Source organism: Pseudomonas sp. GL-B-26, assembly GCF_019947405.1.
In the GTDB taxonomy this organism is placed as follows: domain Bacteria; phylum Pseudomonadota; class Gammaproteobacteria; order Pseudomonadales; family Pseudomonadaceae; genus Aquipseudomonas.
On sequence record NZ_JAGYGJ010000066.1, the window covers coordinates 13,635 to 32,953 of the forward strand.

At 58.0% G+C, this 19,319-nt stretch carries 16 protein-coding genes; 11 read left to right on the plus strand and 5 right to left on the minus strand.

Translation table 11 applies throughout. The features are described from left to right. Positions 1 to 120: 120 nt before the first annotated feature. Together KGB23_RS28080 and KGB23_RS28085 are read left to right on the plus strand one after the other, a co-directional pair. A complete protein-coding gene (locus KGB23_RS28080) occupies positions 121 to 1,200 on the plus strand; it encodes a nucleoside hydrolase (protein ID WP_223433402.1) in 1,080 nt (359 codons plus the stop codon). Between the two features lie 174 nt (positions 1,201 to 1,374). After that, on the plus strand, positions 1,375 to 1,920 hold the full coding sequence (locus KGB23_RS28085; RefSeq protein WP_223433403.1) for a GNAT family N-acetyltransferase: 546 nt from the start codon (positions 1,375 to 1,377) through the stop codon (positions 1,918 to 1,920). Here KGB23_RS28085 and KGB23_RS28090 read toward each other — a convergent pair. Beyond that, positions 1,913 to 2,833 (minus strand): carbon-nitrogen hydrolase family protein, encoded by a 921-nt coding sequence (locus KGB23_RS28090; RefSeq protein ID WP_223433404.1) that lies wholly within the window; start codon positions 2,831 to 2,833, stop codon positions 1,913 to 1,915. The genes KGB23_RS28085 and KGB23_RS28090 overlap by 8 nt on opposite strands. 85 nt (positions 2,834 to 2,918) lie before the next feature. On the opposite strand from KGB23_RS28090, the gene KGB23_RS28095 reads away from it, so the two are divergent. Then, on the plus strand, positions 2,919 to 3,836 hold the full coding sequence (locus KGB23_RS28095) for a LysR family transcriptional regulator (protein WP_223433405.1): 918 nt from the start codon (positions 2,919 to 2,921) through the stop codon (positions 3,834 to 3,836). A 4-nt stretch (positions 3,837 to 3,840) separates the two neighbouring features. Here the strand turns inward: KGB23_RS28095 and KGB23_RS28100 are convergent, their stop codons facing one another. Next, entirely contained in the window at positions 3,841 to 4,092 is a 252-nt protein-coding gene (locus KGB23_RS28100) for a hypothetical protein (RefSeq protein WP_008155229.1), read from the minus strand. A gap of 165 nt (positions 4,093 to 4,257) precedes the next feature. On the opposite strand from KGB23_RS28100, the gene KGB23_RS28105 reads away from it, so the two are divergent. Continuing rightward, a complete protein-coding gene (locus tag KGB23_RS28105; protein WP_123364977.1) occupies positions 4,258 to 4,575 on the plus strand; it encodes a YqjD family protein in 318 nt (105 codons plus the stop codon). A gap of 79 nt (positions 4,576 to 4,654) precedes the next feature. Here KGB23_RS28105 and KGB23_RS28110 read toward each other — a convergent pair whose 3' ends face one another. Continuing rightward, positions 4,655 to 5,695 (minus strand): Ldh family oxidoreductase, encoded by a 1,041-nt coding sequence (locus tag KGB23_RS28110; protein WP_223433406.1) that lies wholly within the window; start codon positions 5,693 to 5,695, stop codon positions 4,655 to 4,657. 231 nt (positions 5,696 to 5,926) lie between these two features. Between KGB23_RS28110 and KGB23_RS28115 the strand changes: the two genes are divergently transcribed. Together KGB23_RS28115 and KGB23_RS28120 are read left to right on the plus strand one after the other, a co-directional pair. Continuing rightward, positions 5,927 to 10,750 (plus strand): dermonecrotic toxin domain-containing protein, encoded by a 4,824-nt coding sequence (locus KGB23_RS28115; RefSeq protein WP_223433407.1) that lies wholly within the window; start codon positions 5,927 to 5,929, stop codon positions 10,748 to 10,750. A 98-nt stretch (positions 10,751 to 10,848) separates the two neighbouring features. Beyond that, positions 10,849 to 11,853 carry a FecR family protein gene (locus tag KGB23_RS28120; RefSeq protein ID WP_223433408.1) on the plus strand — a complete coding sequence of 335 codons (1,005 nt, stop codon included), beginning with the start codon at positions 10,849 to 10,851 and terminating at the stop codon, positions 11,851 to 11,853. Positions 11,854 to 11,908: 55 nt separating this feature from the next. Here KGB23_RS28120 and KGB23_RS28125 read toward each other — a convergent pair whose 3' ends face one another. After that, the gene (locus KGB23_RS28125; protein ID WP_223433409.1) at positions 11,909 to 14,254 is read right to left on the minus strand and encodes an acylase; all 2,346 of its coding nucleotides are present in this window, start codon (positions 14,252 to 14,254) and stop codon (positions 11,909 to 11,911) included. 244 nt (positions 14,255 to 14,498) lie between these two features. On the opposite strand from KGB23_RS28125, the gene KGB23_RS28130 reads away from it, so the two are divergent. Beyond that, positions 14,499 to 14,870 (plus strand): fe2+ zn2+ uptake regulation protein, encoded by a 372-nt coding sequence (locus KGB23_RS28130; protein ID WP_223433410.1) that lies wholly within the window; start codon positions 14,499 to 14,501, stop codon positions 14,868 to 14,870. Positions 14,871 to 14,889: 19 nt separating this feature from the next. Here the strand turns inward: KGB23_RS28130 and KGB23_RS28135 are convergent, their stop codons facing one another. After that, positions 14,890 to 15,078 (minus strand): hypothetical protein, encoded by a 189-nt coding sequence (locus tag KGB23_RS28135; RefSeq protein WP_008024801.1) that lies wholly within the window; start codon positions 15,076 to 15,078, stop codon positions 14,890 to 14,892. A gap of 157 nt (positions 15,079 to 15,235) precedes the next feature. On the opposite strand from KGB23_RS28135, the gene KGB23_RS28140 reads away from it, so the two are divergent. The 4 genes from KGB23_RS28140 to KGB23_RS28155 form a co-directional block, all read left to right on the plus strand. Further along, positions 15,236 to 15,373, plus strand: coding sequence for a hypothetical protein (locus KGB23_RS28140; protein ID WP_008155215.1), 138 nt, complete (start codon positions 15,236 to 15,238; stop codon positions 15,371 to 15,373). Between the two features lie 250 nt (positions 15,374 to 15,623). After that, positions 15,624 to 16,865, plus strand: a complete 1,242-nt coding sequence (locus KGB23_RS28145; RefSeq protein ID WP_223433411.1) for an MFS transporter — start codon at positions 15,624 to 15,626, stop codon at positions 16,863 to 16,865. 21 nt (positions 16,866 to 16,886) lie between these two features. Continuing rightward, entirely contained in the window at positions 16,887 to 18,017 is a 1,131-nt protein-coding gene (locus KGB23_RS28150; protein WP_223433412.1) for an acyl-protein synthase, read from the plus strand. 1 nt (position 18,018) lies between these two features. Further along, the coding region (locus tag KGB23_RS28155; RefSeq protein WP_223433413.1) for an acyl-CoA reductase at positions 18,019 to 19,319 on the plus strand (1,301 nt) is incomplete at its 3' end.

Sequence of the window (19,319 nt, forward strand, 5' to 3'; positions counted from 1 at the left end):
AAAGCGGTGTGTCAGTTGACGGGGATGCTGACTGACCGGACGCCTTCGCGAGCAAGCCCGCTCCCACAGTGGATGGGTGTCAATCCTTCGGCAGTCATTCCAATTATCAGGTGAGAATTCATGCGAGGTTTCATCAAACGCTGTGCCCTGCTTGTCGCTGCCGGCCTCTGCGCCGGTTCCCTGCAAGCGGCGGAAAAAGTCATCTTCGACACCGACTTCAACGTGCTCAACGATGATGGCCAGACCTTCATCATGCTCGCCCAACTCCACGCCCAGAAACGCATCGACCTGCTCGGCATGACCCTGGTCAGCGGCAACGCCTGGGTCGACCAGGAACAGGTGGATGCCCTCAAGGCAGTAGAGCGCATGGGGGTAGAAAAGGACGTCGGCGTCTATTCCGGCGCGGCCTACCCGTTGCTTCATGACTTCGCCACCTACCCACAGGAAAAAGCCCTGTTCGGGGCCGGGTGGCCGGGTGCTTTCAAGGCGCCGCGTCCGACTTCCGCCGCGCAACTGATCACCCCGCCGGATGGCCTGGCGACCCACACCTCATTGCGCAAGGAAACCGCCGCCCAGTTCATCGTCGACAGCGTGCGCGCCAATCCTCATGAAGTGACGTTGCTGGCGGTCGGCCCGCTGACCAACATCGCCCTGGCCATTCGCTCCGCCCCCGACATCGTGCCGTTGATCAAACGCATCGTGTACATGGGCGGGGCCATTGAGATTCCGGGCAACACCACACCGGCCGCCGAATTCAACTGGTGGTTCGACCCCGAGGCGGCGAAGATCGTCCTGCGCTCACCCATCGAACACGTCATTTTTCCCAACGATGTGTGCGAAAAGGTCACCTTCGATGCCTCGATCTACCAGCGCGTCATCGCCCGGCCGGGACCGATTGCCGATCTGTACAAACACGAATTCGCGCCGTTGTTCAGCAAAGACCCCGGCTATCACAGTTTTACCTGGGACAGCCTGCCGGCCCTGTTTCTGGTCGAGCCGGGCATCGTCACCGAATCCCGCGAGCTGTGGGTCGATGTCAATGCCCAATTCGGTGCCGACTACGGTCGCGCCCTGGGTTACAAGAAAAGTCCACCCGTGGGCACGCAAAAAGCCAAGGTGGTGTTTGCCATCGACCAGAAGCAGTTCTGGGATGATTATGTGAATCTTGTGACCTTGCCGACGCCGGTCAAAGGCAGCTGATGCCGCGCCGCTCATGAAGAAGTGACAGTTTGCGGCGACCCCCTCACAGTGAGCGTGGTCGCACAGCTGAACCGCCGAACGTTGCTCAAGGGTCGTTTCGGCGTTTTCCGTGCTGCGCCAGACACTGGGCCTGAGCGCACCTGGTAAATCACGACTCAAGGAGCGACAACAAACATGGAAGCCACACCCACGCTGTACACCGAACGCCTGATCCTGCGCCCGCTGGAATTGGCCGATGCCGACGCCATCCAGCAACAGTTCCCGCACTGGGAAGTGGTGCGTTATCTGAACGCCTTGGTGCCTTGGCCGTACCCTGCCGATGGCGCACTGACCTATCTGCGTGACATCGCGTTGCCAGCGATTGCCGCCGGCAAAGAGTGGCACTGGTCGATTCGTTTGAAGTCGGCACCTGAGCAACTGATTGGCAATGTCAGCCTGATGGATGAACAAGACAACAACCGTGGCTTCTGGCTCGGGCCAAAATGGCAAGGCCAGGGTTTGATGACCGAAGCCAGTGCGGCGGTCACCGAGTACTGGTTCCAAACCCTCGGCCGATCCGTGATGCGGGTACCGAAAGCAGCGCCCAACATTGGCTCGCGCAAACTCTCGGAACGCACCGGCATGCGCTTGATCCGCAGTGATGAAGGCGACTTCGTCAGCGGGCGATTCCCCAAAGACCTCTGGGAAATCACTCGTGAAGAGTGGCGTGTTCTCAAATAAATCGAACACCCGGTTTGGCCCGCTCATCCACCGTCAACTCAAACACGTCCGGGCGCGCGTAGTGCCCGACCACGTCGTAGTCGTAACGGGCGCGGATCAGGTCATCGGTGTCGATTTCTGCGGTGAGCAAACCGGCGGTGTCACGCAGCGGCCCCGCCAGAATGTCGCCCATCGGCCCGACGATCACGCTGCCACCGGCAATCAATGGCCGATCCGCCGGCCAGTTGGCGATCTCCACGCCCAAGGCCTGCGGTGAATCCTGAACCTGACAGGCGCTGACCACAAAGCAGCGTCCTTCATGGGCGATATGGCGCATGCTGACCTGCCACATTTCACGCTCGTCCACCGTTGGCGCGCACCAGACCTCCACGCCTTTGGCGTACATCGCGGTGCGCAGCAGCGGCATCATGTTTTCCCAACACACCACCGCGCCGATCCGCCCGACCTGACTGTCGATCACCGGCAACGTCGAGCCATCGCCTTTTCCCCAAATCAACCGCTCTGTGCCGGTGGGCATCAGTTTGCGGTGCTTGGCGACCAGCCCGGACTGCGGATCGAAATACAACGCGGTGCAATACAAGGTGCTGCCGGTGCGTTCAATGACACCGATCACCAGGTTGGCGCCGGTGCGCGCTGACAACCCGGCCAACGCTTCGGTTTCCGCGCCGGGCACGGCGATCGCATTGGCGAAGTACCGGGCATAGGCTTCACGCCCTTCCGGCAGGCGATAACCTAGCTGAGTGCCAAAGCCCTCGCCTTTGGGGTAACCGCCGAGCAACGCTTCGGGCATGACCACCAGCGCCGCGCCGGATTCGATAATCGCGTTTTCCCAAGAAAGGATCTGTTCCAGGGTCTCGGCCTTGCCACCGGGCAAGGCGCCGATTTGCAGTGCAGCAACGATTGACTTGGGCATCGCAGTAACTCCGAAAGCAATGAGGTGTTGCTCATTCTCAGGCGCCACGGGATCATGAATAAAGCCCCATTCACTGCTGAATGATATGAATCAAATGAATATCGCCTCCATCGACCTCAACCTGCTGAAAGTCTTCGAAGCGCTGCATGAAGAGTCCAGCGCCAGCCGGGCCGCGTTGCGTCTGGGCGTGACGCAATCAGCCGTCAGCGCCGCACTGCGAAGGCTGCGCGAGGTGTATGGCGATCAGTTGTTCGTGCGCACCGGCCGCGGACTCGCGCCCACGCTCAAGGCCAACCAGTTGAAACCGGTGGTCTGCGATGCCCTGAACAAATGCCGGCAGAGCCTGGCGATGGTCGATCCGGCCGCCCACCATTACGACGGACGCTCGGTGACCGTGGGTATGTCCGATGATTTCGAAATCGCGTATGGGCGCCGGCTGATCGAGGAAATCGCCCGCGTCGCGCCGAAGCTGCGGCTGATCTTTCGTCAGACTCACAGCCAGATCGTCGCCCAGGCGTTGATGGAACGCAGCATTGATCTGGCGATCACCGCCGGTGGGTTTGCTGAGCGCTTGCTGAGCCGTCAGGTGCTGGGAGAAGGCGGTTATCTGTGCCTGGTGGACCCGCTCAGCCTGGCCGAGGGGCAGCAGACCCTCAGCCTTGATGAGTTCGTCGCCCGCGAGCACATTCTGGTCTCGTCGGGCGGCTTTATCGGGATCACCGATGAGGGGCTGGCGGCGCTGGGGTTGAGTCGGCGGGTATGCGCTTCGACCACACACTTTGCCGCGTTACCGCACTTGCTCAAGGGCAGTCAGGCCGTGGCGACCATTCCGGCCCATGCGGCGCAAAGCATTGCAGCGCTCAGCGGACTGGCGCTGCTGTCCTGCCCTCTGGCGTTGCCGCGATACCCGATCGAACTGGGCTGGCGCACCAGTACGCAGCTCGATCCGGTGGTGCTGAAAGTCCGGGAAGCGATTGTCGCGAGCTTCGCGAGTGTCAGGTAGAAATTTATTTAGCAGCCATCAGGCGATTGACTTCACTGCGCACCATGTTCGCGAATTCCGGGGGCGACATGCCGTCAAGTTCGGCACGGACCCATTCGGCCCATTTGCCTTTGCGCTTGGCGCGTTCACCGAACAATCGTGCGGCCTCGCCCTTGGACTTGCCCAGGTTGCTTTGCCAGAGATCGAACAGACGGGATTTCTCATCTTCCAGCGCAGCGCGCTCGGCAAGGGGTTTGTCGGCCAGATTGAAGCTCATGGGAGTTACCTGCTGCGTAAAATAGGCGACATCTTACACTGTAGGAAGAAATGTCCGACTCAGGATTTTTCGTCAGGGTTGGGTCAACGCGAAAATCCACTGCAACTTTTTCGCTGACGACAGACTCCACTGTTCACTGTCCATTTATCTGCAAGGAGTACCTCAATGGCCCGGAAAACCGCCGCACAAGTCGCCGAAGACCAGATCAAGGATCAAGCCTTCAGCGAACTTCAGGCTCTGATCGAAGAGTCGGAAAAGCTGCTCAAAAGCAGTGCCTCGCTCGTTGGAGAGGAAGCGGACACCCTTCGTGGGCAGATCGCCCAGAAACTTCAGCAGGCGCGGGACTCCGTCACCAGCGTTCGTGACCGGACCAAACCTGCGGTCGAAGCCACTGAAACCTACATCGGTGGTCATCCGTGGCAAACCGTAGCGATCTCTGCCGGTTTCGGCCTGGTAGTCGGGTTGTTGCTGGGTCGGCGTTAAGCGTTTTCGATAAAAAAGGCGAGCCTTTCGCTCGCCTTTTTCATGCCCGGCTTTTATGCAGACTGAGAGTATGCAGACATCAGAGCCCGGCCAATGTCCGCAAACTCGCCAACGTCTGCGCGTCGAGCGGGATGCCGTCGGTGCTGGCCTTGGCCCGCTGGTAGTGACGTCGATCACCCGGCAAACGCTTGAGCCCTACCCCGTGCATCTGCCGGACCAGTTCCTGACTGCGCTCGGCAAAATTCTGCCCGGCAGCCTTGCTCGGGTCGATCACGATCAACAGTTGGCCAGTCCACGGCGTCTTGGCCCCCGGATGGTTCGACCAATCGAACTCGAAGGAAAAATTGCCGCCGGTCAACGCCGCCGCCAACAGCTCCACCATCATCGACAGCGCCGAACCTTTATGGCCGCCAAACGGCAACAACGCGCCGCCCTCAAGAATCGCTTTCGGGTCCTGGGTCGGCTGGCCAAGTCCGTCCACCCCCATGCCTGGCGGCAAACGCTCACCCTTGCGTGCGGCGATCTGCACATCGCCATGGGCAATGGCGCTGGTCGCCAGGTCGAAGACAATCGGCTCACCGTCAGCCCGAGGCGCGGCGAACGCAATCGGGTTGGTCCCGAACAGCGGACGATCGGCGCCGTGCGGTACCACGCAGGTCATGCTGTTGACCACGCTCAGCGCCACCAGCCCTTCATAGGCGAAGGGCTCGACATCCGGCCACAAGGCGGCGAAGTGGTGGGAATTACGAATCGCCAACACCGCAATGCCGGCACTGCGGGCCTTTTCCACCAGCAGTGCGCGTGCTGCCGCGAGGGCCGGTTGGGCGAAACCATTACCGGCGTCGACCCGGACAAACCCCGAAGCCACATCCTCGACCACCGGCACGGCCTGGCCATTGACCCAGCCGCTCTGGAGCGTCGATACGTAACCGGGAATGCGGAATACGCCATGACTATGGGCGCCATCGCGTTCGGCGCCGGCGCAGTTGAGGGCCAGTGTTCTGGCGACATCGGCGGAGGTGCCATGGCGCTGAAAAATCTGCTCAAGCAAAAGAACGAGCGCGTCGAAATCGAGCGTTTGAGTGTTCGAACTGACGGCCACTTCGGGCGTTGCGGTCATCTGAAGCTCCAGTTTTATTATTGAGTACGGGCAACAGGGTGAAGCGAGGTTGCAGGGCAACCCAACACAGTTGTCGATTAAGCGCTGTTCTACCGGCTTCCTGTCAAGTCTCGACAGTCTGTTCGGATCAAGCAATATGTACCGCACCAGAGCCTTCCACTGACCGTACTGTTTTTCCTCAATCCAACGACCGGCGATTACCCGCCGGTCTTAGCGCATCAAGGAAAAACCATGACTGCTCCCCCACTGCCGTATTTTTTCGACGAGGCAGAACTTGCATCCAAAGTCAGACAACCCGGTGAACGCGAAAAGGCACTGTCCTTCACGCTGGATGACCTGAAGTGGTTGCAGGTTGTTTATCTGGCGACGCATGACATCCGTATCGCCAATAGCAAGCCCATGCACGTCGCCCAGTTGCTTTTAAGCGTGCCTGATGCTCCCGATATCCCCCTGGCCGGCACTTTTGCCATGAGCCGGCCGAGCGATGGAGAAGTCACGCTCTACACACCGTGGAAAGGCCTGATCAAATTCGCGGACATGGACGACCTCAAAATCAAGCTCAAGGAGTGGTTGGCGCAGGCCACCGGCAAGCGAGAGCTACTGCGCTTTCTCTCCATCGAACAACGCAGCGCTTTATCCGCTGCCACTGCGCCAGACATTGCCACGCAAATAATCGAAGGTGCGGTGTTCCAGGACCAGGAACTCACCCTCGAGCGCAATCAGGCTCAGAACATCAAGACGATGATGGGTGAGCTGGTCAAGCTGCCAACGCTGCAATCGATGCTGGACGAGACCCTCAAGAACGCGTTGCACAAACCGTTCCCCAAACTGGACCAGCGCCTGACTCGACTCAAGAACATCGTCAGTACAATTTCAGCCTTCGACAACAGCGACTACCAGCACACGCTTTCCTCGCAGTCACTGAGCGATGCCCTGCTGCATTACTACCTGACCAACCAGTGGCCGACTGGCGATTCCAGAGTCTTTTCCAATCCCCAACACAGAGTGAGCAGCGACGCCGACAACCAGGCCTGGGAAAGCGCCATAAAAGAGATCGCGCAAAGTTTTACCCCTCACTTGCAAAGCCTGCTCAAGACGTTCTGGAACACAACGATGAGCAACGGACAGTCACGCTCGGCGTTTTTTGCCGAGGGTTTGCGCGATACCTTTCACGTGAAGCTTTTGCTTCAGCGTCAGCAAGGTGTTCTAACGACGCAGGAATACCTGCGACTGATGAATGTCAGTCTCGAACCTGAAACCGTCGATCCTCTTCGCATCGAAAAAGTGCGTATCACCGCGCCTTTCAAGCATTACGCGCAGCTGGCCTCGACCTTGATGATTGGCAGCCGCGAAACCCTGGGCTTTCTGTACACCCAGTCCAGAGGCATCGAGGCGACGAGCGACCTGCCCGCTGTCAGGAAAATCGTCCTGGAAATGATGAAAAGCGAAGGCCACGAAGACACGCTGCTCAACTACATGTCTTTGGACGAACGCAGCACGTTTCTTTCATTGGAGCCGGAAGAGCGCGTCATTGTCGGTGAACCGATCATCAGCCCGGTGTTTGAACAATTGATGGATGACATCCTTGGCAAACAACGGGAGAACCTGTCCCACGCGCTGAGCCGTTACCGTGAAAGCGAAGGTACACAGGATCCCCATGCCTTGCTCGACAAGGCACTGGATGTCCGGGGACTGATCGATAATCGACTGCTGGCGGCCGATGCCGCAGGACGCTGGAGTACACACGCGGACCAGCGCTGGAGCGCACAACCGACCACGGTTCGCGCCGAGTCGGCCAAAGAGCAGCTGGCGCGACTCTCCTCCGTTGAGCAGGCGCTCGACCAACTCCTCGACAACCATCCGGTCATTCCAACAACAACCCGCACGATTACCGAGGCGCAGCGCATCGTCAATTCGTCTCTCGGGAGCTTGCAATCGAATTTCACTCACACCCTGTCAACGGCATTGCGCAGTGAATTGAAGCTGCACACCGTCATGCGCACCTTGGGTGCGACGGAACAGGCGATCATCAAAACCGTGCTTGATACCCCGGTACGCTTGCAGCGAGCTGCATTGAACGGTTTTTTGCCGGACGTATTTTCCTTGGCATTGAAGGCAAGCGAAGCCACGGCCCCGTTGAAACTGGCCAGTTGTTTTGTGCTGACTGAACGAGGAGGCCTGGACCCGAAGCATTCGGGCAAGGCGATTTTGTGGACACCGGCGTCGGGATTTGAAGCTTTCAGGGCATTGACTCCGTTGCTGACCGAGCTGGATCGACGCCTCAAGGACGCCGATGCTCGCACCACCCTTCTGGAGAACCTTGGACGTAGCGAGAGAGTGGCTGGGCAGACTTACACCCTGGCGCCGCTGCAGCGAATAGATGAGCATTTTCTCGATCACGTGCAAAAGCCCTATGTCCAGCTGGACCAGGCGTGCGTCACCCGTGCGCTGGCCACGAAGCTTCCCGCGACGACCCTGGCCAGTCTTCTGAAGCTGGTGGCGCTGCGTCAACCGATGACCGGGTTAGACCGCGCGACGGACATTGCCCAATCCCTGACCACTCAGCAAAAACTACCCGCATGGCTGGCCAAGGCGTCCATTCAAGACCAGATACTGCATGGGGAGTTGCTTCAGCAATACCTCAACAACGTCACCGACGACCAGGACTACCTCACCGGCATACGCTCCCTGGCGCGCACGGCGCACCATGCACTTGAAAAACAACTCAAGGCAGATACGTTCGACATCGATCCGGACAAGGTCCAGATCCTGATCAGCGCACGGCCGAGGTCTGCGGCCAGCACCCAAACCTTGACCGACTTTGCATTGACCCACTTCAAGAATCTGGACATAACCCATTTCAGACTGGCGTCGCTGGATAGCACCGTGATTCCCGAGGAGATGGACCAAAGCTACATCAGAGACCTGATACGAAACTTGAAGCTGGGCGAACATCAGCAGAAAACATTGAACGAAGCCTTTGCAGACACCCAGGCAAACGCAGCGGACCGCAGGAAGCGGTTTTACACGCAATTACCCTGGCAGCTGATGCATTACGCCCACACGGAAAAACTGCAGGAGCGCCTGAGCGAGACGGGGTTTGATCTGATACGCCAAGTCATGGACATGCCTGACGCTATCGCCCGCGCGGCGGTCGATGGTGCCCACGCGATCATCCGCCCATTTGAACTCCTGGGCATCAAGAGTGAACAGGCGATCAAAGTGCCAGGCGTCTATCTGATTGGCTCATCGGCCGATAGCACCGCACCACAAGTCCTTGTCGCGCCGCACAGCCCTCGGCACGGAGTGAAAGAATATAAGAATGAAGCACAACTGCTGGCAGAACTGAAGACTCGCGGCGGTCTGCTCGACTGGGTACTCATGAACCTCCCGCAGCCTGATCGGATACTGCTTGAGTACAGGATGGCGACCTCCAATAACCGCCTCCCCGAAGTGACGCTGGCGTCCAATCCGATCAAGGGGAATCTGTTCAAACACTTGTTCAACGACAACGTCGGGTTATTAGTCCGATTGCTCGGTTGTCAGACCGATGACAACAAGCAGGGTGAATGGGCAACCATCAAGCAGGTGCTGGGTGAAGATTTGCATGAGGCATTTACGTTCTTGACGGGCAAGCTTGCCTACCCGATCACGGTGTGGCGCAGTTACCAAGACATCAAGCAGTCCGCCGAGGACCTTCAAACGCACAAATGGGCGGCGGCGACAAAGGAATTTATCAGCGGCATCGCACAACTGGCCTCGTTGCGGCAATCGCTGGAAGCGCAAGCGGAGCCATCTTCTACGCCAAGTGCACCTGCGCCAGAAACGCCCGATACCCGGTTCAAATGGCAGAACGTTGCCATTACAGCCCCCGAACGTACGCAGTTGAAGCGTCATGAAAGCATCGACGTCGATCTGAATTCGCTCACATTAAACTCAAGTCTTGGGCTCTATACCCATCCGACGACAAAAAAAACCTACGCACCGGTTGAAGGAAAGGTATATCCGGTCGCAAAGCTCGGCACACGCTGGCGCATCGCCGACACACACATTCGCGGTCCTCGGCTGAATCAGAACGTGTCGAAACAATGGGTTCTGGATAGGCAAACGCCAGCGCCCCGTTTCAGCATCGGCAATCGGTTGCGCACCGCATTTTCGGTTTGGGACGGCATAAACGTCGATGCCAATGGAATGCCCGAAATCCGTCGACTGTTTCCGCAAAAGGCTCGTCAGATTGACGAAGCGCTGGACCTGGCAACCACCTATGCCTGGAACTGCTTTCAAAACCTGCAATTGCTGAAGTCTTCCGACCACACGGTTACCCCCGTGCATCAACTCATCATGGATTTTATTGACGTACCGCAAGTACAGTCCGCGCATGTGGAGCAGCTTGAAAAAGTCTTGGGCGACATTTTTGCGGCCTTGTTGGACCCCTCACTCAGAAAGCCGAAGACCAATCGTTTTGCAATCGGCAGGCTGGTCAGTGGCGCGGCAACTACATTCGGCTTCACCGTTCCAACGGATGCAAAGCGGAAAATTTATCTGGCAGAAAAATTCTTCGACACCCATTTCGACTTCTACCGCGAACATCTTTCCGACTCTGCCTTCCCTATCAACACGCATGCCCGAGCAGTAACCCTTATTCATGAGCTTTCCCATATCGTCTGCAAAACCGAAGACATTACTTACCTCGATTCCAGCAGACCATTTTCCCATCTGATTGAAACGACCAGCGCAACCGCCAGTAACCTCAAGAACGCATTGACCACGCTTCAGGACACCGCACTCTCGATCAAGACCCCCCTTACTCAATTGTTCATGACCGAAGATCCTGATACCGGTGTGTGGGAGGATCTGGGCAGCACTTCATATGAAAATACTGATCGGGTAAAAGCGCATATATTGACCCTGACCGGCGGAGAAAACCTGAGCGGCGCCCGCAAAATCTTCAAGAGAGATCCACTGGTCAGACTCAAGGTGCAACTCGGTAACGCCGACAGCGTTGCATGGCTAATCAGCCATATGGGGCGTCAACTGCACGCCAGCACCCCGTGAATCAGAAAAATAAACACCCATTAGATGGGTAATTGCCATGACGGTTGTTCTCGCAGACTTCCTCACAAGGTTAGAATGCAGGAAATCAGGATGAGTCAATGACCGACAACCCTCTCTCGCAAGCCGAATATGACGCTGTCACCGATGCCGCTGCGCATTGGTGCATGCGTCTGCACGCCATCGATTGCACTGCTGAAGAGCGGCTGGCGTTCGAGCAATGGCATGACGCTCATCCGCTTCACGCGTTCGAGTACGAGGCCATGCTGGAGATCTGGGATGTCGCGGGGGACCTCCCGCGTCCAGAAACCGTGGTGGTCCCGATGGTCCGCGCCAAACCTGCTACGCCTTGGCGCACCTTCGGTATCGCCGCTGCGGTTTGCGCCATGGCGTTGCCACTGGCGGCCTATAGCGGCTGGAACCTGGGCTGGCTGCCCAATTCCTACCAACATTTCGAGGCGAACGACAATGTCCGCCAGGTCACCCTGAGCGATGGCAGTCAGGTAGAACTGAACCTGGGCAGTGAGCTGACGTTCAGCAACTACAAGGATCAACGTCGGATAACGCTGAAAAAAGGCGAAGCCTTCTTCAGCGTCAGCCACGACACTCGGCACCCCTTCATTGTCAAAGCGGCCGAAGGCAGGATTCGGGTCACCGGAACCAAATTCAACGTCTGGATGTATGAAGATCAGGTACGCGTGAACCTGTTTGAAGGTTCGGTGCTGGTCAGCAGCAATGATGCCCTGACGGGAGACGGCTTGCGCCTTGAGCCAGCGATGCAGGCGAGCTTCAGACGCGGCGACTTCACTCCCCGGATCAGTCAGACCTACGACAATGACAACTCACTGGCGTGGCGCAGTGGAAAACTGGTGCTCGACGATCTGGCGCTGACCGACGCACTGCCATTGATCAATCGTTACTTGAGCAAACCGGTGATGGTGGCCGACAACAGCACTGGCTCGATTCGTATCGGCGGCATCTACAACATCAAAGAGCTCAACAACCTGGTGGCGTCCCTGCCCAAGGTGTTACCGGTCTACCTGACCCGCAACAAAGATGGCAATCCGGTCCTCAATTCCATTCCGCAACAAGCCCCAAAAAGCTGAAGGCCGCGACCCTTTGCGGGTGCGGCCTTCATTCTTCGTCCAAACACCATCAGCGTTACTGTACAGCCACCTTCCCGGCTTTTTCATCCTGCTCGCGGATTGTCTGAACCTGGTACTGCGGATCGGACGTGATCTGCTGTTCGGTAAACGGCAACACACTCAACTGCTTCCTGGAGAATGCCAGGGTCTGATCTCTGGAGTACTGGGAGGCCGGGTCACTGGATAGCGAGAATGCCAGCAGCCCCTGAGCCTGCGGTCCCTTGTCATCGAAGGTCACCACCTGCAAATAGCTGGTACCACTGACGACTTCGAGTTTTCCATCGGTTCTCGGCACACTTTGAATGGCGTTATAGACACCCAGCGTTCCCGGGCCACCGTGGATCGGCGTCTGTTGGCCGCCACTGCTGACGACCTGAATATCACCCCAGCGGCTGCCAGCGTTCAGCCCTTGTTTTTTCACCTGCTCAACCGAAGCCAGCATCGCCTCGCGAATGGCCGCGGCCACACCCGGCCGTTCGATGGCCAGGCCGCGCGGCGTGTGCTGCGGGTCTTTGGGATTAAACGCCACACGCCAGATGTCGGGGACTTGCTGCAACGGTTCCATGACATTCTGGAAATGCACGAATCCAAGTCCAGTGTCCAGATTTGCGCTGCGGTCCCAATCCTTCAGGCTGGCACACAACGGCGTGAGCGTCGGTGCATTGGAACCCAGGTCCCCGGCACAGAACTGCAACAGGTCCGGCATCACTTGCGCGGCCTGGTACACCTGATCATCCATCACCATGCGTTGCAGATCCGCCGCAGCTATTGGGCTGGTCTTGTTCAACGTATTCAGGCGATCCAGGGCAAAGCGCGAACGCAATCCCAATGGCTGGCCGTCCTGGCTGATCAGTGGCGAAAAACCGGTGAGCGGTTGCGCCGGATTGGCCATCCAGGCCGAATCGTTGGAGTGCTGCACAAAATCCTTGCGCCACAGCTGCGGCAACTTGTCTGCCGCATAAATTCCTTTTTGTGCAGCCGCCGGGTCGATGTCCCAGGCACACGCGCTGTTGGAACCGTCGAGGACGATCATCTGCAACCCGGCCCGCGGATCACTGCATTTGGCCAGTTTGTCGGCACTGACGTTCGGCACGACCGAGAGATTCATGTACAGCGTTTGCCCCTGATCATCCGTCGCCAGGGTGTTGACCCACGGGATCCCCTGGATCTTGTGCACCGAGGCCTGCAACTCCTTGAGGCTGGCCGCGCGGTTCATTGCATACCACTGCTGCAAGACCCGGTCGTTATCCAGATTGGCGTCGCGCAGGCTGTAGGCGAACTGGTTGTCCCAGTCGAGTTTTCCGGGCCATTGCACGATCGGGCCGAACTGCGAACTGTAGACCCCATGAGAAACCGGTCTGGTCTGACCATCCGGTTGTTTCACGTTCACGGTCAGGGTCTGTTTCTTCATGGGCAATGACTTGCCGTCGAGCAGATAACGGGTCGAATCCTTGGGATCGAGTTGCAGGCGATACAAGGTGAAATGCTTGGACGAGTCCACGGTGTGGGTCCACGCGAGGTGTTGGTTGAAACCGATGTTGATCATCGGCAGCCCCGGCAGCGCAACGCCCATGACGTCCAGTTTGCCGGGAATGGTCAGGTGCATTTGATAGAAACGCATCCCGCCTACCCAAGGGAAATGCGGATTGGCCAGCAACATGCCGCGGCCGTTGAAAGAACGTTCACTGCCGACCGCCACGGCGTTGCTGCCGCGATCCAGGGCAAAACGCTGCATGCGCGAGGCAGCCACCTGGAACGACACGGGTTCGCCTGCCACATGAATAACGGCCTTGGGTGGCATCGCGCCGGCCAAGGCTTCGGCAAACTGCCCTACTCCGCCTTCGACCAACAGACGTCGCGTTAACTTGACCAAGTCCTGGGCGGTAATCTCGCGCACCCAGTCGCCCTGACACTGCTGCGGCAAACCCTGCACCCGACGTTCTGCAAGCGAACGGTTATAGCCCGCTACATAACCTTCTATGAGATCGCGCACTTGCGGGGTTTGCGCCTGCCAGAAACCGGAGACAGCCTCTGGGGTGTTCAGCCAATTGAAAAACAGATCGCTGACCAGGTTTTCGCGTTCTTCGACCGTGAACTGATCCGGGCCGAAATAGCGTGAACGTTCGCCGTTCACGGTAGTGATCTCATTGGCCAGCAGGCACAGGTTGTCCTGAGCGTAGGCGTAACCAATGCCATAACCGAGCCCGCGCTCGTTGTCGGCACGGATATGCGGCACACCGAAACTGGTCCGGCGAATGTCGGCGCTCGCCGGCTCCGGCTGACTACGTGCGTTTGCCGCAAGGCTCAAGCCCACCAACACGCCTGCAAGGCTCAACCGGGTTAACTGCCTGGAAATAATCACGCTCGCTCCTGATCGAAAAGACAAACACCCTGCGTCATACACGCACTGCGCCTTCCCCTAGAAACGAAACAAATGACAAAAATTTAGGCCGTGAAAGGCGCTTCTCACGGGCATCTCACAGGCCGCTGACGTGATGGCGACAAAATTTCTACATTCGGGGCTTCATTATTTGCCCTGCTCGTACGTCTTATTGAATGAGAGCACCCATCACATTTCCTGGCCGGCTCGGAAAAGGAGTTTTTGCATGTACAACTCGCAACTGCCAACGGACGGTAGCAATGCGCCAAAGGGCTCTGCCATGGGCTCCGGTGTTTTCAGTCAACGAAGTGAGCGCAATGGCAACGAGCGGATCAGGCTGCTGCTCAAGAGCTTTGGTCTGCGAACCAGTCTGATCCGCCTCAAAGTCATCGACGCCTTGCTGACCGCCGCCGAAAGCGACCGTAGCCTTGGCGTGCGCGGCCTGCACAGCCACTTGCTGGACCTGGATATCCCTCTGTCCTTCCTCAGTGTGCGGGAAGTGTTGAAACGCTTGTGCAGCGAGGGCGTTATCACACTCAATCCGGACAAAAGCTACAGCCTGCATCCGCACGCTGCAGCCATGCTCCAACGCGAGTGATCCGCTCAAAGTGCGTCGTTCAGGGTTTGACCTTGCGACGCATCACGCCATTGATCACCACCACGATCACCGCCACGCCGATGGCGATGTACTGAAACAGCTTCTCGCTGATGACGCCTGCGTTTTGCAGATACGAAAGGCCGAACATGATCCCCAACACCACGAGGGAGATCAGAATCGAGTATTTCAAACGTTGCGACTGAGTCATTGCGAGTTCCTGAACCTGAAAAATGTATCCGATTTGTATCAGAACGCATGCCAAGCCCCTACCTTTCTCCGGGGATGGGACGCTACAAACGGGGTCTCATGTTACAGCCGATGAAGAGATTTGGCTTCATAGTGGCGATAACCATGAGGATTTAGAAATGTTCCGTCGAATCACACTGCTGATTCCCCTGCTCGCTCTCCTGACCCTGAGCGGCTGCATCGTATTCCCCCACGGCGGCTGGCACGGCGGCCACCATTACGACCGTGGCGGGCCGGGTTATTACCAACATCGATAACGCGAATAATTGAACCTTCATTCGTAAGCTAAATACTCCATCCGATAATTGCTAAATAAATGCCCGCCCTGTCGCGGGCATTTTTCGTACGTGCATATTCACCTCTTCATACCCATCGTTTAGCGAAATATAGCGAAAACTATTGAAACTTCGAGTCTCAATAGTTCATTGGAGCTATTCATATTCAATGATTAGTCTCGGTGCATCGCAACAACCCCGTTATTAAACTTGGAGCAAGAACAGGGATGCCATGCACAAGCCTTTAATCAACATCAGACCCCACCATCTATTGGGCTTTTGCCTTGCAATCACTTTATTCGAACTTCTGACTTATATGGCCAGCGACATGATCATGCCAGCCATGTTGACCGTCACTGAACAACTGGATGCCAGCCCCGATCATGTCCCCTACGCCTTCAATCTTTATCTGGCCGGCGGCATGCTTCTGCAATGGTTGATTGGCCCGCTGTCCGATCACTTCGGCCGCCGCCGGATGTTGCTCATCGGTTGTGCGGTGTTCGCCCTGGCCTGTGCCGCCGCGTTCAACGTGCAAAGCATTTATGCGTTCAACGGCTTACGACTGATGCAGGGCATGGGGTTGGGGTTTGTCATCGCGGTCAGCTACCCGGCCCTGCAAGAAGTTTTCTGCGAAGCCGACGCGGTCAAAATCATGGCGTTGCTGGGGAACGTTGCGCTGCTCTCCCCGCTTCTGGGGCCGTTGCTCGGCAGTCTGCTGCTGGAATGGTTGTCCTGGCGGGAACTGTTTTTACTGCTGGGTCTCGGCGGCGTGATGGTCTGGCTCGGGCTTTACCTGTTCATGCCGGAAACCGTGGGCACCTTGCGCCACGACGGTCAGCGACTGGAAGCAGTACGCTTTGAATGGCACGGCACCGTGCGCCGCTATGCCGCGTTGCTGACTAACCCGCGATTCCTGTGCGCCGCTGTCGCGCTGGGCGTGATGAGCCTGCCGTTGATTGCCTGGATCGGGTTGGCGCCGCTCTTGCTGATCCACAACCAGGGGATTTCGACTCTGCACTATGGCCTGTGGCAAATCCCGGTGTTTGCGGCCGTCATTCTCGGCAATCTGATCCTCAACCGACTGATTGCCAACATTGAACTGCCATCACTGATTCGATACGCGCTTTGGCCGTTTTGCGGCGGGCTCATCGCGCTAGTCGCCGTCAGCTTCTACGGTGCTTCGACAGTCGTGCTGATCAGCTGCCTGGCGCTCTACGCCGTTGGGCTTGGCATGAGCAATGCCGCGCTGTACCGGCTTGCGCTGTTCGCCAGCGACGACAGCAAAGGTCTGGTCTCGGCCATGATCGGCATGATCTCGATCGCCGTCATGGGCGGTGGCGGCTCGATTATCGCTGCAGCCGGCGCCGGTAATAGCCACGAATCCTTTGCCCTGATGGCTGGTATTGCAGGGCTTCTTTGCCTGCTTCCTCTGCGGCTGTTTCTGCGGCGTTCTCACATCGCGCTTGCCGTCTGACACCACAACGTAGGTCTTTTGATGATCCATTTACCCCACACCGATGCGCTCTGTGCGTTAACGCAACCCTATTGCCTGGATTCAGTGCCTGACGGCCTGTTCGACCAGGCGATGGGGGAAATCAGTCTGTTTCATTGTCACCACACGCCTGGCTACGAACGCTGGCTAAACGCCAACGGGCTCGATGCCCAGGACCTGGAGACACTGGATGACTGGTCAAGACTGCCGCCAATCTTCGCCAACTATTTCAAACGTCACTTGTTGTACGGTCCTACCGGCGAAGGTGCGCTGGAGCTGACCTCATCCGGCACCAGCGGCCAGAAGAGTCGCATGCGCTATGACCCTCGCAGCATGGCGGCGGCCCAAGGCATGGTGAGCCACATTTTCCGGCATTACGGCTGGGATACTCCGGACAGCCCCTGCAATTATCTGCTCCTGAGCTACGAGCCCGAGGCGGCCATCACCTTGGGCACCGCTTACACCGACCAGTTTCTTTGCGGCTATGCACCCGTCAATCGAGTCGTCTACGGATTGCGCCTGACGGGTAACGGTCACGAGTTCGACCTGTTTGGTGTTGTTCGCGCCTTGCAAGAGTTTGCCGACGAGGGCTTACCCGTGAGGATTCTCGGATTTCCTGCGTTCCTTTCCCATGCGCTACAGCACATGGAAAACACCAGCGCACCGAATCTCAAGCTGCCCGTCCAGTCATTGGTGTTTCTGGGTGGTGGCTGGAAAACCCAGGCAGCACAAGAGATTCCCCTGCTTGAGTTGTATGCCCGAATCAATCGGCAATTGGGTATTGACCTGTCCCGATGCCGGGATGGTTACGGTGCCGTCGAGCATGCCGTGCCCTATATCCAATGTGCCCGCCATCATTTTCATGCCCCCATTTACTCGAAGGTTTTCGTGCGCAACCCATCCGATTTCACTGTCCAGCCATACGGCCAGCGCGGCTTGCTGGAGTTCGTCTCCCCGTACATTTCGTCAAGCCCTGCTCACGCTGTGGTCATGGGCGATCTGGCGACATTACACCCTGGTGCCAGTTGCGGATGTGGCCTGACGACCGATTGGTTCGAGCTGCACGGACGCGCTGGCACCACCGCCAGTCGCAGCTGCGCCATGGCGGCTTCCGAATTGCTTGGAGGGGCTTGATATGTACCTCATCAATGGCCAACTGCGTGACGACGTTACCCCGGAAGGCGCCCTCGACCGTCTTCAAAAACAATTACCCAGGTTGCTTTCTGCACCGATCGACAGCGAGACCGTCATCGAGGCCGCGGCGTGTTTCGCCAGCCAGCTACAGACTCGCAGCCTGAACCTGCCCCTCGACGACGATCAATGTCAGGGGCTGATCGAGTTCTGCCAGCGCAGCAACCTGAGCAGGAAGCTTGAGCGAGAACTGGGTGCGCAACCCCGTTCGCTGAGGCGTATCGACTACCAACAGCCGCACTTTGAAAGCTGGCACCCCTTGGGGCTGGTGGTGCATGTGACGCCGGGCAATGCGCCGATGCTCGCATTCTGCGCGGTTCTCGAAAGCCTGCTGGCCGGTAACATTAACTGGCTACGCCCCAGCGCCAGCGATGAGGGTTTGACTGCGCAATTGCTGGCTGCTTTTGTGAAGTGCGACACCAGTGGCAGGCTTGCCGAATTCGTCGCGGTGCTGCCCGTGGGCACTTCCCGGATAGCCGAACTCTGCGCTCAGGCCGATGGTGTGTCAGCCTGGGGCGGTGAAAAGGCGCTCAAGGCGATTCGTCAGCAAATCCCCGCTGGATGTCGTTGGATCGATTGGGGGCACAGGATCAGTTTCGCTTATCTGTCGCCTGACGCGGCCAGCCCTTCGACGCTGGATGCGTTGGTGGATGAGGTGTGCAGTCTGGATCAACAAGCGTGTTCCAGCCCGCAATGGGTGCTGGTGGACAGCAACGACCCGGCCATCCTGCAGGACCTGGGCGAGCGTTTGAGCGAAGCCTTCACGCTTCGTGCATCGCACTGGCCGGCGCTGGTGCCCACGGATCAGGAAGCGTGCGAGATCACCACCCGCACGGCCATGGCGCAACTGGATTACTGTTTTGCGAACCAGACCGGCCAGGTCTGGGCCGGCCACGGATGGCGGATCATCTGGGAACACCATCAGACGCTCGCACCGTCGCCGCTGTTTCGTACGGTGCTGCTCAAACCCGTGCCGCAACACTTGATCGCTGAGACGCTGTTGCCCTGGCGCACTGCGCTGCAAAGCTGCGCACTGATTTGCTCTCCGACAGAATCGCCAGGACTTGTGCGAACACTGGTCAACGCTGGGGTCACCCGTATTGCAGCGTGTGGCGGGATTCATGACGGCTACGCCGGTGAGCCGCATGATGGTGTCTACGCGTTGACGCGTCTGAGTCGCCGCCTTTCGGTGAGTCTGGCACCTGATGTGCTGACGGGCCATGCAACGTTCGACCCGGTCCCGCC